A 17003-nucleotide genomic window follows, 5' to 3' on the forward strand; every position below is an offset into this window, starting at 1 on the left:
TTAACAATTTTTTACTGCGAAATTTGTCACAATAACTCCAGTTTCAATTTCTAAACCATCTGTTTATTTAGATTAAGTTAAAAATAAGATCTGTTTCTATCAATTTAAAGTGAAAAATTTTATTTTAAAAAGTGATATTTATTTTAAAAATGGATATTGGTTAATTTAGACTTACGCGAATTTTAAGGGTATTGTAAAAGGCATCTGCTGACTGTTTTCAAAGCAGATAGATGATCTGAACAAAATATACAATTGATCGTATTTTATTTTTTACATAGAAAAACCCGTATTTTCATTTGAAAACGCCACCGCATAATCAGGTTTGCTATAATTCAATTTAAAATTTAATCTGAGCATAACCTTTGAAGATCATTTTTGCAGGTACACCCGAATTTGCAGCTTCTGCTTTAGCAGCACTCATTGAAACTGATCACGAAATCGTCGCTGTGTATACTCAACCCGACCGCAAATCAGGTCGTGGACAAAAAATGACAGCTTCAGCCGTGAAACAACTTGCGCTCGCAAACAACTTACCCGTCTATCAACCACTTCATTTCAAAGCATCGACAGACGAAGGCTTAGCGGCTCAACAAGAATTAGCAGCTTTGGGCGCAGATGTAATGGTGGTTGCGGCTTATGGTTTAATTTTGCCTCAAGCCGTATTAGATACACCGCGCTATGGTTGTTTAAATATTCATGGTTCTTTGCTACCACGTTGGCGTGGTGCCGCTCCGATTCAGCGTGCCATTGCAACAGGTGACACTGAAACCGGAGTAACAATCATGAAAATGGCGGCTGGACTAGATACAGGTGATATGATCTTTAAAACAGTGTGCCCAATCACAGTAGAAGAAACCTCAGCGACTTTATATGACAAACTTGCGATTCAAGGCGCTGAAGCAATTTGCGTGGTATTAGAGTCAGAACAAAAATTACAACAATATTTAGATGCACGTGAAGTGCAAGATGAACAATTTACGGTATATGCACATAAACTCACAAAAGCTGAAGCGCAAATTGATTGGACTAAATCAGCAGTTGAACTTGATCGCAATATTCGGGCATTCAATCCTTGGCCAGTCGCCTTTACACCAATAGATGAAAGCAATAATTTACGTGTATGGAATTCTCAAATTTCAGACCTTACAGCCAATGGCGAAGCACCCGGAACGATTATTGAAATGAACAAACAAGGTGTACATGTGCTGTGTGGAGATGGTGTGATTTGTCTGACTAGCCTACAATGGCCAGGTGGTAAAGCCATTAACCCTGTACAAATTATACAAAGCCATAAACTTTCAGTAGGAAATATATTCGCATGAGCCAAATTCAATCATCTGCAAAAAATTTGAATTTGCGCGCACAAGTGGTTAAAACACTTTTAGCTGTTCAAAATGGACAGTCTTTGGCTTCCGTTTTAAACCAACATATCAATATTGTTTCTGAACGTGATCGTGGTTTATACCATGAGCTTACTTTGGGCTGTTTACGTCAGTGGTATTCTTTAAAAGCAATTACCTTACCCTTGCTCACAAAACCGTTAGACAATGAAGCACTAGAAAGTTGCTTATATTTGGGTTTATACCAGATTTTATGCACCCGTATTCCTGCACATGCGGCGATTTCAGAAACTGTAAACGCAGCGAAGCAATTAGGTTTTGAACCGATGAGTGGTTTGGTCAATGCCATCCTTCGTCGTGTTTCACGTGAAACAACTGAGTTTCAAACGGCTTTGAATAATACCCATGGTTTACCAAGTTGGCTGTTCAAACGACTTAAAAAAGATTGGGCTGATCGACTCCCTGAAATCTGTCAAAACTTAAAACAAGTCGCTCCACTAACACTTCGTGTCAATGAACGTCAAATTAGTCGTGATGAATATCTTGATATTTTAGATGAAGAACAGATCGATGCTCGTCCTTGTACACTTTCAGATGTTGGTATTGTTCTGGAACAAACGGGCAATATTACTCATTTACCAGGCTTTGAAGAAGGCGGGTTCTCTGTTCAAGATGAACATGCTCAATTGTGTGCAACACTGTTACCCAACTTAGATGACAGAGTCATTATCGATGCTTGTGCAGCACCGGGTGGTAAAGCAGCTCATATCTTAGAGCGCTTCAATCCTAAAAAATTAATTGCGCTTGATCATGATGCTAAACGATTATTGCGTGTTTCAGAAAACTTGGAACGCCTTGAATTAAATGTTGATGCAACAGTTGAAATCATCACAGCAGATGCTACAACATGGGTGCCTAAAGAGTTGGTCGATTGCATCGTATTGGATGCACCATGTTCTGCTATTGGTGTTATGCGTCGTCATCCTGATATCCGCTTATTGCGTCAATCTACAGATATTCAGCAAGTGGTCGATCTGCAAACGCAAATTTTAAAGCATATGTGGCAGCAGCTTAAAGTTGGTGGAACATTACTTTATATTACCTGCTCAATTCTGAAAGTTGAAAATGAACAGCAGATGGTCGAGTTTTTTGCTGAGCATGCAGATGCTGAAGAAATCAAGATTGACGCAAACTGGGGAATAGAACAAATTCATGGTCGTCAATTGTTGCCTGAAGCGCATCATGGTGATGGTTTCTATTATTGCCGAATTCATAAAACGGCTTAAAAAATGCATTAAAAAAGCAGGCTAATTCGCCTGCTTTTTTTTGACTCAAGTTTAAAGCGTATGGTGATCTTTTACTTCTTCCAGAACTTCATCCAGTTCTTCAGGATTTTTCATCAAATGTAGGATCGATAAAATCAACCCACCCCATAAAAATACCATTGAAATAATCATCATCACGATTGCAGAAGTATTCATTTTGACGCTCCTATCGATCTTTCATTTTGCTAAGGACTAAAGCAATAACAGCACAGAAAATCACACTGCCCCAACCAAAGAACATCAACATACTTGAACTATAGGTATCGTATCCATTTTTAATCAAGCTAAAAACTGTCATAGTTAAAGTGACCAGCAAAATTAAAGATGTGATTACAGTTAAAGTGAAATCCCAACCTTTACCAAGTTGCACGGTTGAAATACGATTCACATGATCTCGTAACTCCATCAATGCCGAACGTTTAAACCATGCTATCGAAATAATTGACAATAATGCACCACCAATAATCCCAATGTTATTGATAAAGTGATCGACGATATCCACCAGTTTAATCGAGTTCACGCTAGAGAATAAGAAAATTGAAACCAGTGCACTACCACCGCCAATGATGCTTACGGCTTTTTTACGTCCCCATTTTAACTTATCTTGCATCGCTGCAATCGGCACTTCAAGGATACTCACCATTGAAGAAATACCCGCAACAAATAAAGAAGAGAAGAACAGTAAACCGAATAAATCCGCACCAGTCCCTAAACTAGAAATGATTTTAGGGAAAGCAATAAATGCCAAGCCGATACCACCACTGACTACTTGGTCTACAGGTTTTCCAGCTGAAAATGCCATAAAGCCCAGTGCCGCGAAGATACCAATACCTGCAAGGATTTCAGTAGACGCATTGGCAAAACCAACAATGAGGCCCGAGCCTGTTAAATTGGTTTTTGGTTTAAGATACGAGGCATAAGTCACCATGATCCCAAAGCCAACAGAGAGTGAAAAGAACGTATGACCAAATGCTGCAAGCCATACTTTATAATCCCACATTGCAGCCCAGTTCGGTGTAAAGAAAGCATTTAAACCTTGGACCGCTCCTGGTAAACGCAAAGCTTGAATAACAAGAATAGTAAACAGAATAAACAGTAGAGGCATGAAAATTTTATTGGATAATTCAACCCCTTTTTTCACACCACCAAATAAGATGATCAGTGTTAATGCCCAAATTCCCACAATTGGCCAAAATAAATGACCAACAAACTGAAAATCAAAATTTGTTGATTTTGAAGTTTGTAAATAGGTATTGAAGAAGAAGTTTTCAGGATCACTTCCCCACAATTGACCTACAGAAAAATAAACATAACTGCCAGCCCATGTCAGTACGCTGGCATAATACAAACCAATAATGATACAGACACAGACTTGCCACCAACCTAAAGTTTCACCCCCTTTAAATAAAGCACGATAGGCTTTAGGAGGTGAAGAATTACTTTTATGCCCTGTCGCATAGTCTAAAAATAACAGTGGCAAACCTGCCGTAATAAGTGCAATTAAATATGGAATTAAAAAAGCGCCACCACCGTTTTCATAAGCAATGTAAGGAAAGCGCCAAATATTACCTAAACCGACAGCCGATCCAACAGCTGCGATAATAAAACCTGATCGTGATGTCCAGTTTTCACGAGATTCTGTCATAAAACACCTAATTCTGTAGATGTCCTCAAATGCTGCTTTTTTTCATTGTGATCTGCGAGCAAAAGAAGTACCAATTTTAAATTTTGTTGTTTGAATAAAACAGCACCTTTTGGGTCCTTTGTTATTATTCCAAACCAGTAACTTTGCAAACTTCTCGGTTAAAGTGCATCAACAAAATTACTGTTTAATGTTGTAACAATACTCGTTTTGCAGCGCTTTTTCTGTAATTTGTGTCCATTTTCCCATGTTTTTTTTACTTTTCGTCACACATGGTTAATTTTTAGCTATTTTGCTTGGAATTGCCTATTTCTAATTGACCCTCTTGGGTAGTCGATAATGCCCAATGATTTTATATTCATGCAAAATATCATTTTCACGTGTTCCAGAACCAATGTTATGAATAACCAAAGGTGTTTTTGATAACATTGTGGTTTTATTTGAAATGATACCAATGTGGGTTAAACCTTTACCTAAATCCCATGCCACGATATCACCTGCTTGATACTTTTGATCATTCACTTGATAACCTTGACGCTGAAAATAGGTCATGATATTTGGAACCCGTCGATGATCAATATTTCGATCGGTTGCTTTTAAACCCCATTTTTGTGGATATTTTTTAAAATTGGCTTTCATATCTTCATGAATACGTTGTTGCAGATCTATACCTTGATGGCGTAAGGCGCGAATAACCACGTCTGTGCATACGCCTTTGATCAATGGAACATCACCCATTGGATAGGACAATTGAGTATAAGCAGGATCATAATAAAGAGTTTTCCAGATCTGAGAACGTGCATCATTTACCAATTTTTCAGATTGAAATGCCCAAATTTGCACACTCTGTAAGCAAAGCAAAACTATTAAAAATAATGAATTGAAAAATTTTATTATCATTTATTAACTCTATATATAAAATTCAAAGAAATAAGGAGCCGTAGCCCCTTAGAATATTAACTTATTGTTTGATCACAAGTAAGCGCTCTTCCTGCATATCACCAATTGCAGACTGGATCCCCTCACGACCTAAACCCGAATCTTTCACGCCACCATATGGCATATTATCAACTCTGAAGGTGGGTATATCATTGATAATTACCCCGCCTACATGTAGATGATCCCATGCATAAAGCATCTTATTGAGATTTTGAGTATATACACCAGCTTGTAAACCAAAGCGACCTTGGTTAATCAGTTCGATACCTTTCTCAAATGTTTTATATTTTTCTAAAATTGCCACAGGGCCAAATGCTTCATTTTGATAAATTTCAAGAGATTCATCGACATTTTCAAGCAAAGTTGGCTCGAATAAAACGCCTTTTAAAGTGCCACCAATTAAGATTTTCGCACCCTTTTTCTCCGCTTTATCTACCCATTTTTTTAAACGAATCGCTTCTGCCTCCTTGATCATTGGGCCCACTATCGTGGTTTCTACATGTGGATCTGCAGCAGATACTTTTTTCAATTTTGCTAAGATTTTTTTTCTAAATTCTATATAAATATCAGCATGGACTAAAATTCGTTGCACACTAATACACACCTGCCCCGCATGCCCATATGCACCACCAATCACTCGATCAATCAATGCATCACTTATTTCTGTATCAGGTTCAATTAAAACAGCTGCATTACCACCCAATTCGAGGGTTACTTTTTTACGACCAGCACGTGCTTTCATATCCCAACCCACTTGATCAGAACCTGTAAAGCTGAGCAGCTTAAAGCGATCATCCGTCACTAACACATCAGCATGTTCTCGTGGACAAGGCAAAATTGAAAATGCGCCTTTTGGTAAATCTGTTTCAGCCAAAATTTCTGCGATTTTTAATGCGGAAATTGGTGTCAAACTTGCTGGCTTTAATACAAATGGACAACCCGCTGCAATTGCTGGTGCAATTTTATGTGCTGTTAAATTCAAAGGAAAATTAAACGGACTGATCAGAGACACTGCACCAATCGGCACATGTTGTACCATTCCCCGATATGCAGAAGCCGCAGCGGTTACAGCCAAAGGCATTAAATGACCATCATTGATTGTGGAGACTGCATCTGCCGCTAGCTGGAAAGTATTTATCAGCCTTTCAACCTCAGCTGCTGCTGCAAGTTTAGGCTTTCCACCTTCGATAATTAAAATTTGGGTTAATTCTTCACGAAGCTCTTTAAAGCGCTGAACACAATGTAACAGTATTTTTTGCTTCTGAAATGGCTTTAAAGCAGCCATTTCTTTCTCAGCTTTCACGGCTGCGCTGATGGCTTTTTCTAAAATTTTTGCATCCGCTAAAGCCACTTTTGCATAAATTTTCCCCGAAAATTTATCATGAACTTCAAGCCATTGTCCTGATTTAACCGCTTTATTGGCGACATAAAGTGGGAATTCAATCACTGCTTGATCAATAGAATCACTCATCCTACACCCTCGATTTAATCTTTTTAATAATGCAAAATTTGATAAACCCCTATATCATGCCTTCTGTTAATACAGTATTGAAATGTATTTAAGTAACAAAAATATAGGATGAAAAATTATTTCATCAAGAAGGACATATGAAATCTATTCAATTACCCTTATTTATCGCTGCATTAGGTCTAAGTTCATTTGCTCAAGCTGATTTTATTGGTTTAAAAGGTGATGTGAATTACTGGTCTTACAATGGAAAAATTGAAAATACTAAGCCACTAAATGGTAATAATGATATTGATCGTGATAATGGCATTCAAGCTTCGATTGCTTTTGAACATCCTGTTCCTCTTTTACCGAATGTAAAAATTAAATACACCAATTTAGATAGCTCAACTAACAATAATGATGGTGCATTTAGCTCAAATACAATTGACCTTACTAATACTGATTATATTTTATACTATGAAATACTCGATAATATTGTTAGTGCAGACATTGGTTTAGGCTTAGCAAATATTAATGGTGATTTTAAACAATATGATGCAATTCAATCTATGGATTATACGATGTCTGGTAATTTACCTATTGCTTATGCCTCTATCGGTGGGAAGCTCCCATTTACAGGTTTAAGTACCAAAGGAGAAATTATCGTTGGTAGTGATGGAGATGCAACACTGACAGATGTACAAGCAGAACTTCAATATAATTTTGTGCAAAGTTTACTTTTAGACCTTGGTGCTAAAGTAGGATATCGCTATATGAGTATTGATGCTGATAAAGATGACATCAAATATAAATTAGATTTTAAAGGGCCTTATATTGGTTTAAATGCCCATTTTTAATAGAAAATATCCGTTTATGATCATGTAAGCTTTTTCTTACATGGTCTGCCGATTTATGCGTATAGGCAGAACAGCTAAATTTTAATATTATAAACACATTAGGAAACAGGAAGTTTCCATTAAAAACAAGAATAAGATAGGACGATAACGCAGGATAGCGAAAGGTACGACAGGAGTTATACCTCAGAACCAATACAAAAAACCTCAGGCATGGATGTCTGAGGTTTTTTTATTTTGAATAGACTAAAACAATTAAAGTAAAAAACTTACCACTTCATAAAAGCCATTCCTTCAATAGCATCAATTTGAATCAGTTCAGTTTGTTTTTGAACCAGTTTAACCGCTTCATGCAAACTTATTGTTTTTGTATAAGAGCCTTTTTGATCAGGAACAGGAATATCTGCATCTAATGAATAATCATCATTGACGATAAACTGTAAAGTACGATCATTTTTATCAACGATCCCTAAAAAGTTTTCTGACCTGATTAACACAGATTGCATTAGGTCTATGATTTCATCGATAGATGCATACTGATTATGAGTGGGTAAAACCTCTTCACCAGCATAATCTGTAAAGAAAAATTGGAAAATCAACATATTATTAACTGTTTTTATCGTAATACTTTAATTTTTAACATAAAGAAACGACTGGTTCAATAGCTCGACTCTTTCTATATCCCTTACTTCAATGATGATCATGATGAGGAATACAGAAAATAAGTTCAGTTTCATCAATACATAAGCTTAATCAGTGATCAATTTTCTCAATATAAATAGATCTCTTCATTTCGCTATAAACACCGTGCATAAAAAAACACCCCGCTCTCGTTAAAGACCGGGGTGTTTTAGATTTAAAAGCTGGCGATGACTTACTCTCACATGGGTAACCCCACACTACCATCAGCGCTAAGAGGTTTCACTTCTGAGTTCGGGAAGGGATCAGGTGGTTCACTCTTGCTATTGTCGCCAGCAAACTGTTATGGACTTGTTCGGGTCTTATTTAAATGCCTTACTTCGTACCAAATGAGTTTAACAGAACATTTGAGTTGGGTATTGTAACTAGCTTTTCAACTAAATCAAGTATGTTTGATCTTTTATGAATCAAATGATGCTTCATATACAACTGCTTGGGTGTTGTATAGTCAAGCCTCACGAGCAATTAGTATTGGTCAGCTTCATGCGTCACCGCACTTCCACATCCAACCTATCAACGTCGTAGTCTTCAACGGCTCTTTAGAGGACATAAAGTCCTAGGGAAATCTTATCTTGAGGTAGGCTTCCCGCTTAGATGCTTTCAGCGGTTATCCCTTCCGAACATAGCTACCCGGCGATGCGACTGGCGTCACAACCGGTACACCAGAGGTTCGTCCACTCTGGTCCTCTCGTACTAGGAGCAGATCCTCTCAAATTTCCAACGCCCACGGTAGATAGGGACCGAACTGTCTCACGACGTTCTAAACCCAGCTCGCGTACCTCTTTAAATGGCGAACAGCCATACCCTTGGGACCTGCTTCAGCCCCAGGATGAGATGAGCCGACATCGAGGTGCCAAACACCGCCGTCGATATGAACTCTTGGGCGGTATCAGCCTGTTATCCCCAGAGTACCTTTTATCCGTTGAGCGATGGCCCTTCCATACAGAACCACCGGATCACTAAGACCTACTTTCGTACCTGCTCGACTTGTGGGTCTCGCAGTTAAGCGCGCTTTTGCCTTTATACTCTACGCGTGATTTCCGACCACGCTGAGCGCACCTTCGTACTCCTCCGTTACTCTTTAGGAGGAGACCGCCCCAGTCAAACTACCCACCAGACATGGTCCTCGTCCCGGATAACGGGACAGAGTTAGAACCTCAATATTACCAGGGTGGTATTTCAAGGATGGCTCCATAGCAACTGGCGTCACTACTTCAAAGCCTCCCACCTATCCTACACAAGTAAGATCAAAGTTCAATGTCAAGCTGCAGTAAAGGTTCACGGGGTCTTTCCGTCTAGCCGCGGGTACACCGCATCTTCACGGCGATTTCGATTTCACTGAGCCTCTGCTGGAGACAGCGCCCCCATCATTATGCCATTCGTGCAGGTCGGAACTTACCCGACAAGGAATTTCGCTACCTTAGGACCGTTATAGTTACGGCCGCCGTTTACTGGGGCTTCGATCAAGAGCTTCGCTTACGCTAACCCCATCAATTAACCTTCCAGCACCGGGCAGGCATCACACCCTATACGTCCACTTTCGTGTTTGCAGAGTGCTATGTTTTTAATAAACAGTTGCAGGGGCCTGGTTTCTGTGGCTGCCAATAGCTCAAGGAGCAAGTCCTATCACCGTCAGCAGCGTACCTTCTCCCGAAGTTACGGTACCATTTTGCCTAGTTCCTTCAGCAGAGTTCTCTCAAGCGCTTTGGTCTACTCGACCTGACCACCTGTGTCGGTTTAGGGTACGATTCCTGTGTAACTGAAGCTTAGAGACTTTTCCTGGAAGCATAGTATCAGCCACTTCGCTAGTAAACTAGCTTGCTATCAGCTCTCAGCATAGAGCACCCCGGATTTGCCTAAGATGCATGCCTACTGCCTTTCACCTGGACAACCAACGCCAGGCTGACTTAACTTTCTCCGTCCTCTCATCGCATTACACAGAAGTATTGGAATATTAACCAATTTCCCATCGACTACGCCTCTCGGCCTCGCCTTAGGGGTCGACTCACCCAGCCCCGATTAACGTTGGACTGGAACCCTTGGTCTTTCAGCGAACGGGTTTTTCACCCGTTTTGTCGTTACTCACGTCAGCATTCGCACTTCTGATACCTCCAGCATACTTCTCAATACACCTTCATCGGCTTACAGAACGCTCCCCTACCACGTATACATAGTATACATCCGCAGCTTCGGCATATAGTTTTAGCCCCGTTACATCTTCCGCGCAGGCCGACTCGACTAGTGAGCTATTACGCTTTCTTTAAAGGGTGGCTGCTTCTAAGCCAACCTCCTAGCTGTCTATGCCTTCCCACATCGTTTCCCACTTAACTATAATTTGGGGGCCTTAGCTGGCGGTCTGGATTGTTTTCCTCTTGACTACGGACGTTAGCACCCGCAGTCTGTCTCCCGGATAGTACTCATAGGTATTCGGAGTTTGCATCGGTTTGGTAAGTCGGGATGACCCCCTAGCCGAAACAGTGCTCTACCCCCTATGGTATTCGTCCGAGGCGCTACCTAAATAGCTTTCGGGGAGAACCAGCTATCACCGAGTTTGATTAGCCTTTCACCCCTATCCACAAGTCATCCCCTGGCTTTTCAACGACAGTGGGTTCGGTCCTCCAGTTAGTGTTACCCAACCTTCAACCTGCTCATGGATAGATCACCCGGTTTCGGGTCTATACCCAGCAACTAAACGCCCTATTAAGACTCGATTTCTCTACGGCTCCCCTATGCGGTTAACCTTGCTACTGAATATAAGTCGCTGACCCATTATACAAAAGGTACGCAGTCACCGAACAAGTCGGCTCCCACTGCTTGTATGCATGCGGTTTCAGGATCTATTTCACTCCCCTCACAGGGGTTCTTTTCGCCTTTCCCTCACGGTACTGGTTCACTATCGGTCAGTCAGGAGTATTTAGCCTTGGAGGATGGTCCCCCCATATTCAGACAAGGTTTCACGTGCCTCGCCCTACTCGTCATCATTATATGTGCCCTTTCGTGTACGGGACTATCACCCTCTACGGTAGCACTTCCCAGAGCTTTCCGCTAAAACACATATAACTTAATGGGCTGATCCCCGTTCGCTCGCCGCTACTGAGGGAATCTCAATTGATTTCTTTTCCTAAGGGTACTGAGATGTTTCACTTCCCCTCGTTCGCCTCGCATGACTATGTATTCATCATGCGATACCTACCTTATGGTAAGTGGGTTTCCCCATTCAGAAATCTCCGGATCACAGGATATTTGCCGCCTCCCCGAAGCTTATCGCAGGCTATTACGTCTTTCATCGCCTCTGACTGCCAAGGCATCCACCACATGCACTTAATTACTTGACTATACAACCCCAAACAGTCGTTAATCCCTACAAGGAGGATCAACAATGTGAACTTAATCACTTCTATTTGTTGCCTGTGAATTTAATCACTATACAGCTTCAATTTAATTCATATACCAAAACGCTTGATTCAGTTTTATCGCTAGTGCTCATTTCACTCAACATTAACAATTGCTTGCTAACATCAACTAAAACGAGTTTAAACAATTATTTCAACTCAAATATATTCTGTTAATGATTCACTACCGCCTCGTCAGCGAGTAGTTAACTGTGATAAATCACAGAACTTAATAAGCTATCAGCTTACTAAGTTCTGTAATCACTTAGTCTTTAATTAGTGGTGGAGACTAACGGAGTCGAACCGTTGACCTCCTGCGTGCAAAGCAGGCGCTCTACCAACTAAGCTAAGTCCCCAGCTTAAGATCTTAATATATCTGCTCTTCTGTGTTCAGTAGACTTGGTGGGTCTGACAAGACTTGAACTTGTGACCCCACGCTTATCAAGCGTGTGCTCTAACCAACTGAGCTACAGACCCTCAGATACATCAATGAAGAACAACTTGTTGTGGATTCTTACCAATCGTCAATCTTTCGTTAAGGAGGTGATCCAGCCGCAGGTTCCCCTACGGCTACCTTGTTACGACTTCACCCCAGTCATCGGCCACACCGTGGTAAGCGTCCTCCTTACGGTTAGACTACCTACTTCTGGTGCAACAAACTCCCATGGTGTGACGGGCGGTGTGTACAAGGCCCGGGAACGTATTCACCGCGGCATTCTGATCCGCGATTACTAGCGATTCCGACTTCATGGAGTCGAGTTGCAGACTCCAATCCGGACTACGATCGGCTTTTTGAGATTAGCATCCTATCGCTAGGTAGCAACCCTTTGTACCGACCATTGTAGCACGTGTGTAGCCCTGGTCGTAAGGGCCATGATGACTTGACGTCGTCCCCGCCTTCCTCCAGTTTGTCACTGGCAGTATCCTTAAAGTTCCCACCCGAAGTGCTGGCAAATAAGGAAAAGGGTTGCGCTCGTTGCGGGACTTAACCCAACATCTCACGACACGAGCTGACGACAGCCATGCAGCACCTGTATGTAAGTTCCCGAAGGCACCAATCCATCTCTGGAAAGTTCTTACTATGTCAAGACCAGGTAAGGTTCTTCGCGTTGCATCGAATTAAACCACATGCTCCACCGCTTGTGCGGGCCCCCGTCAATTCATTTGAGTTTTAGTCTTGCGACCGTACTCCCCAGGCGGTCTACTTATCGCGTTAGCTGCGCCACTAAAGCCTCAAAGGCCCCAACGGCTAGTAGACATCGTTTACGGCATGGACTACCAGGGTATCTAATCCTGTTTGCTCCCCATGCTTTCGTACCTCAGCGTCAGTATTAGGCCAGATGGCTGCCTTCGCCATCGGTATTCCTCCAGATCTCTACGCATTTCACCGCTACACCTGGAATTCTACCATCCTCTCCCATACTCTAGCTTCCCAGTATCGAATGCAATTCCCAAGTTAAGCTCGGGGATTTCACATCCGACTTAAAAAGCCGCCTACGCACGCTTTACGCCCAGTAAATCCGATTAACGCTCGCACCCTCTGTATTACCGCGGCTGCTGGCACAGAGTTAGCCGGTGCTTATTCTGCGAGTAACGTCCACTCATCTTGGGTATTAACCAAGAGAGCCTCCTCCTCGCTTAAAGTGCTTTACAACCATAAGGCCTTCTTCACACACGCGGCATGGCTGGATCAGGGTTCCCCCCATTGTCCAATATTCCCCACTGCTGCCTCCCGTAGGAGTCTGGGCCGTGTCTCAGTCCCAGTGTGGCGGATCATCCTCTCAGACCCGCTACAGATCGTCGCCTTGGTAGGCCTTTACCCCACCAACTAGCTAATCCGACTTAGGCTCATCTATTAACGCAAGGTCACAAGTGATCCCCTGCTTTCCCCCGTAGGGCGTATGCGGTATTAGCATCCCTTTCGAGATGTTGTCCCCCATTAATAGGCAGATTCCTAAGTATTACTCACCCGTCCGCCGCTAGGTCAATTACCGAAGCAATCTCCCCCGCTCGACTTGCATGTGTTAAGCCTGCCGCCAGCGTTCAATCTGAGCCATGATCAAACTCTTCAGTTAAAAATCATTAGTGACTTAAGGTCACAATTCTGGCTCATCAATGTACTGACAAATTCTCTCAAATAAACTTCGAGTAATTTAAACCAATCAATCAATGATAATATTTCGATCAATCAATCAGTAAAAATCCACACAAGTTGTTCTTCATATTCTCTTAATGATTAATTTATCACTTCATCAGTGATAAATAAGACGCAATAAACATTTAACAACTTAACCCTCTAAGCTAAGTTCGTTTGCTGTATCGCGTCGGGATGAGCTCATTATAGGGCAATTTCTTACACACGCAAGTGCTTTTAACTGATTGTTTTATTGAGTGTTGTATTTTTATGCACTGTTTTGGTTCATTTTTAGGCTTTTTGTCGCGTAAGCTTTTAATATTAAAGCAGAAATATGAACAAAATATTTCTGCTTTATTTTTTAACTATTTTTTCACATTTGTTTTTATTGTTTGAATACTGATGATTTTTACAGCTTGTTTAGGTACATCTTGGTGCATACCCACTGTTTGTGTTGGTGTCTGTACGATTTTATCGACGATATCCAGTCCTTGTGTCACCTTACCAAATACGGCGTACCCAGGGTTTCCAGCAGACTTATTTAAAAAGTCGTTATTTGCAACATTAATAAAGAATTGACTGGTTGCAGAGTTTGGCGCATTAGTCCGTGCCATAGCCAAAGTCCCACGAACGTTCTTTAAGCCATTGCTAGATTCATTCTGGATCGCTGGTTGAGTAGCCTTCTCTTTCATGTTGCTATCAAAGCCACCGCCTTGAATCATAAAACCAGGGATAATACGATGGAAAATGGTGCCGTTGTAAAATTGACTATTTACATAGCTCTTAAAATTTTTTACTGATATCGGTGCTTGATCATCATAAAGCTCTATATTGATGTTGCCTAAATTGGTTTTAATTTGCATATCTGTATTGGCGAACGCTTGATTCACCAAAACCACTAAAGCAAGACCGATGCCTATTTTTTTGATCATTCTCTTTTCCTTAAACATTTTAAATTAATAAGCCTCTCATAGTAGTCTGCTTTTATTCTGTTGAAAAATGACATTTAAACACGTTTACCAATACTCAACAGTATTCACGACTATATCTATATAGCTGTCATAAGCCTTACTGGTTGTTGAATATGTTGATGATGCTTTATCAACAAAAGAACTGTATGGATAAATCCGTGTGCTTAGCCTTTATAGAACAATTATTCTTATTTGATTGTTTTTTAATCAATCACTTTTGTTCCACGTGAAACAAAAGTGACTTGTACAAGATGATATTGTGTTATTGCTTATCCCAGAATTTACGGAACTCTTTACTCATCTCTATAACGTATTTTTTAGCTTTACGTGAAACAGGGGTTAAGTTAATAAATCCGTGGGTTTGATCTTCATAATCCTGATAATGAACCTTTACGCCATTTTGTCGTAACTTATAAGCATAAATTTTACCTTCATCGTGCAAAAGATCATGTCCAGCCGTTACTACAAATGCAGGGGCAAGTTTCTTTAACTGCCCATTGGTCGGTGAAATGATTGGATCATCCAATGCCATATTAAAACGTGTTGCATAATAGTCGGTCACATAATCAATATCTGAGCCTGTCAACACCAAGCCATCTTTATAAGCAAAGAAAGATGGATGTCGACTCTTAAAATCAACGGCAGGATAAATCAAGAACTGGGCTTGAGGCGCAAACACTGTATTGACTGTGCGTTGTGCAACAACAGCGCTAATATTTCCGCCCGCACTATCTCCTGCAACCGCAATCCGGTTTTTGAGAATTTTAAATTGACGGCGATTTTGATACACCCAAGCCAAAGCATCTTCACAAGACTGAATTAGGTCACGTGGGCCAACTTCAGGTGCGAGTGGATATTCAATACTTAAAACCTGAACTTTTGCATGAGCAGCAATTAAGCGACACACTTCATCATGGGTGTCTACACTACCCACCACAAAACCACCGCCATGATAAAATACAATCATTGGCAATTTTTTATTTGGTGCAGGATGGTAATGGCGTGCATAGACGCTGCCACTTTGTAGCGGAAGACGAATATCTTCAACAAATTGGATATGGGTCGGTTTGTTTATAATAGATTGCATTTGTGATTCAAATTGCTTTCTAGAGCGCTCTACATCTGCACCAATAAAACCCACTTTGCCCTGTTTAAGTTGAGCTGCCATCAAACATTTGGTGAAACTATCCAATTGAGGAAACTGGTACGGGTAACCCAATAACTTGGTTAATGACTCTTGAGCGAATGTAGGCAAACGATCTAAAGCCCTACCTGCCGAACCCTGCCCTTTTTCGACTAAATCATGAATACTACGTTGAAAAGCAACCATTACGATTCTTCCTTAAATGTTCAAATTCTTCATATTGTCTACATGATCAGGCATCGACTGACTATAATCTTATACAAGTCTCATCATCGATATACAAATATAATTTTTAAATACGCTAATCTGAGTTAAATGACTTGTCATTGACTATTTTGCTATATCTGAATTTTTTTTTGCTATTTTGCTTGTTAAATGGAGACAACTTATGGCTATAAAAGCATTAATTGTTTCATTCATAACATCTATTATTGCTGTTGGTTGTGTTGCATTTCCTGAAGATGGTTATGACTCTCGCGGCTATGGGCAACCCGTATATCGAGATTATGGCTATGGACAACGTTATGATCCAAGATATGACAGAAACAATGATCGCCAACGTTGGGAACGAGAACGAGCTTATCATTTACAACAAATGCGCATTGAACAAGAACGGCGCCAAAACAACTGGGATAAACAACGTTGGCAATATGAACAAGCCAAACGTGATCAAATGAAAAAACAGCAATGGGAACAACATAGAAAAGATTGGAACAATAAATCAAATCGTGACCACCGCTGGGATAACCGACCTGATCAAAAACAGTGGCAACAGCATGATCGTCAAAATCAACAACAGCAACGTGATAAAAGACGTGATGAGCGTAAAAACAGAGATCACAACAAAGATTAATCTTCAAGAATTTGGGGCGAACCCAGATTCTTTTGTCTTTTTAGCAAACAATTTATTCATTTATAAAAGCAAACGTAATGATTTTCCTCAGTAATTAATAGCTTCTAACATTTCTTCTTTGCTGAGGAAATTTTGTCATTTGGGTCATTGCGAACTGACTCATTTCAAGTAATGATTTCAATAACATCAATTCATCATTGAACTCGAACAATTGATTTGGAAAATCGATTGTTCAGAATAGATCATGTTGGGTTTAGCAA

At 40.7% G+C, this 17003-nt stretch carries 11 protein-coding genes, 2 tRNA genes and 3 rRNA genes; 4 read left to right on the top strand and 12 right to left on the bottom strand.

The annotated features are described in order from the left end of the window. The first annotated feature begins 362 nt into the window (after positions 1 to 362). Together fmt and rsmB are read left to right on the top strand one after the other, a co-directional pair. Positions 363 to 1322 carry a methionyl-tRNA formyltransferase gene (fmt, locus tag CQZ96_RS13445; RefSeq protein ID WP_105714786.1) on the top strand — a complete coding sequence of 320 codons (960 nt, stop codon included), beginning with the start codon at positions 363 to 365 and terminating at the stop codon, positions 1320 to 1322. Further along, a complete protein-coding gene (gene rsmB, locus CQZ96_RS13450; RefSeq protein WP_105714787.1) occupies positions 1319 to 2626 on the top strand; it encodes a 16S rRNA (cytosine(967)-C(5))-methyltransferase RsmB in 1308 nt (435 codons plus the stop codon). The genes fmt and rsmB overlap by 4 nt, the downstream gene beginning before the upstream one ends. Before the next feature lie 51 nt (positions 2627 to 2677). On the opposite strand, the gene CQZ96_RS13455 is transcribed toward rsmB, so the two are convergent. The 4 genes from CQZ96_RS13455 to CQZ96_RS13470 all read right to left on the bottom strand — a co-directional run bounded on the left by CQZ96_RS13455 (position 2678) and on the right by CQZ96_RS13470 (position 6717). Further along, the gene (locus CQZ96_RS13455) at positions 2678 to 2821 is read right to left on the bottom strand and encodes a methionine/alanine import family NSS transporter small subunit (protein WP_004718897.1); all 144 of its coding nucleotides are present in this window, start codon (positions 2819 to 2821) and stop codon (positions 2678 to 2680) included. Positions 2822 to 2831: 10 nt separating this feature from the next. Next, positions 2832 to 4310 (bottom strand): sodium-dependent transporter, encoded by a 1479-nt coding sequence (locus CQZ96_RS13460; RefSeq protein ID WP_105714788.1) that lies wholly within the window; start codon positions 4308 to 4310, stop codon positions 2832 to 2834. A 309-nt stretch (positions 4311 to 4619) separates the two neighbouring features. Beyond that, positions 4620 to 5207 carry a DUF1287 domain-containing protein gene (locus CQZ96_RS13465; RefSeq protein WP_105714789.1) on the bottom strand — a complete coding sequence of 196 codons (588 nt, stop codon included), beginning with the start codon at positions 5205 to 5207 and terminating at the stop codon, positions 4620 to 4622. A 61-nt stretch (positions 5208 to 5268) separates the two neighbouring features. After that, positions 5269 to 6717 (bottom strand): aldehyde dehydrogenase family protein, encoded by a 1449-nt coding sequence (locus CQZ96_RS13470; protein ID WP_105714790.1) that lies wholly within the window; start codon positions 6715 to 6717, stop codon positions 5269 to 5271. Between the two features lie 137 nt (positions 6718 to 6854). On the opposite strand from CQZ96_RS13470, the gene CQZ96_RS13475 reads away from it, so the two are divergent. Continuing rightward, positions 6855 to 7553: a TIGR04219 family outer membrane beta-barrel protein gene (locus CQZ96_RS13475; RefSeq protein ID WP_105714791.1), complete on the top strand. Its 699-nt coding sequence runs from the start codon at positions 6855 to 6857 to the stop codon at positions 7551 to 7553. Positions 7554 to 7819: 266 nt separating this feature from the next. On the opposite strand, the gene CQZ96_RS13480 is transcribed toward CQZ96_RS13475, so the two are convergent. From CQZ96_RS13480 to CQZ96_RS13515, 8 genes are all read right to left on the bottom strand, one after another. Then, positions 7820 to 8152 (bottom strand): hypothetical protein, encoded by a 333-nt coding sequence (locus CQZ96_RS13480; protein WP_105714792.1) that lies wholly within the window; start codon positions 8150 to 8152, stop codon positions 7820 to 7822. A gap of 259 nt (positions 8153 to 8411) precedes the next feature. After that, positions 8412 to 8526, bottom strand: a 5S ribosomal RNA gene (rrf, locus tag CQZ96_RS13485). A gap of 167 nt (positions 8527 to 8693) precedes the next feature. Continuing rightward, positions 8694 to 11584: ribosomal RNA gene (locus CQZ96_RS13490) — 23S ribosomal RNA — on the bottom strand. Positions 11585 to 11921: 337 nt separating this feature from the next. Then, positions 11922 to 11997, bottom strand: a tRNA-Ala gene (locus tag CQZ96_RS13495). A 44-nt stretch (positions 11998 to 12041) separates the two neighbouring features. Then, positions 12042 to 12118, bottom strand: a tRNA-Ile gene (locus CQZ96_RS13500). A 59-nt stretch (positions 12119 to 12177) separates the two neighbouring features. Further along, positions 12178 to 13716 (bottom strand): 16S ribosomal RNA (locus tag CQZ96_RS13505). The 16S, 23S and 5S rRNA genes sit together here with 2 tRNA genes alongside, the layout of an rRNA operon. A gap of 424 nt (positions 13717 to 14140) precedes the next feature. After that, positions 14141 to 14707 (bottom strand): peptidylprolyl isomerase, encoded by a 567-nt coding sequence (locus CQZ96_RS13510; RefSeq protein ID WP_105714700.1) that lies wholly within the window; start codon positions 14705 to 14707, stop codon positions 14141 to 14143. A gap of 301 nt (positions 14708 to 15008) precedes the next feature. Then, positions 15009 to 16076 (bottom strand): alpha/beta hydrolase, encoded by a 1068-nt coding sequence (locus CQZ96_RS13515; RefSeq protein WP_004718910.1) that lies wholly within the window; start codon positions 16074 to 16076, stop codon positions 15009 to 15011. Between the two features lie 202 nt (positions 16077 to 16278). Here CQZ96_RS13515 and CQZ96_RS13520 point away from each other — a divergent pair, with 202 nt between their 5' ends. Then, positions 16279 to 16743 carry a hypothetical protein gene (locus CQZ96_RS13520; protein WP_105714701.1) on the top strand — a complete coding sequence of 155 codons (465 nt, stop codon included), beginning with the start codon at positions 16279 to 16281 and terminating at the stop codon, positions 16741 to 16743. Positions 16744 to 17003 lie beyond the last annotated feature (260 nt).

Source organism: Acinetobacter sp. MYb10, from assembly GCF_002980175.2.
Classification (GTDB): Bacteria; Pseudomonadota; Gammaproteobacteria; order Pseudomonadales; family Moraxellaceae; genus Acinetobacter; species Acinetobacter guillouiae.

Excerpts from the sequence above, each read along its gene's own strand:
- CQZ96_RS13480 (WP_105714792.1), bottom strand. The coding sequence starts at position 8,152 with ATGTTGATTTTCCAATTTTTCTTTACAGATTATGCTGGTGAAGAGGTT.
- CQZ96_RS13520 (WP_105714701.1), top strand. The coding sequence starts at position 16,279 with ATGGCTATAAAAGCATTAATTGTTTCATTCATAACATCTATTATTGCT.
- CQZ96_RS13455 (WP_004718897.1), bottom strand. The coding sequence starts at position 2,821 with ATGAATACTTCTGCAATCGTGATGATGATTATTTCAATGGTATTTTTA.
- CQZ96_RS13460 (WP_105714788.1), bottom strand. The coding sequence starts at position 4,310 with ATGACAGAATCTCGTGAAAACTGGACATCACGATCAGGTTTTATTATC.
- CQZ96_RS13515 (WP_004718910.1), bottom strand. The coding sequence starts at position 16,076 with ATGGTTGCTTTTCAACGTAGTATTCATGATTTAGTCGAAAAAGGGCAG.
- CQZ96_RS13465 (WP_105714789.1), bottom strand. The coding sequence starts at position 5,207 with ATGATAATAAAATTTTTCAATTCATTATTTTTAATAGTTTTGCTTTGC.
- CQZ96_RS13470 (WP_105714790.1), bottom strand. The coding sequence starts at position 6,717 with ATGAGTGATTCTATTGATCAAGCAGTGATTGAATTCCCACTTTATGTC.
- CQZ96_RS13475 (WP_105714791.1), top strand. The coding sequence starts at position 6,855 with ATGAAATCTATTCAATTACCCTTATTTATCGCTGCATTAGGTCTAAGT.
- rsmB (WP_105714787.1), top strand. The coding sequence starts at position 1,319 with ATGAGCCAAATTCAATCATCTGCAAAAAATTTGAATTTGCGCGCACAA.
- CQZ96_RS13510 (WP_105714700.1), bottom strand. The coding sequence starts at position 14,707 with ATGATCAAAAAAATAGGCATCGGTCTTGCTTTAGTGGTTTTGGTGAAT.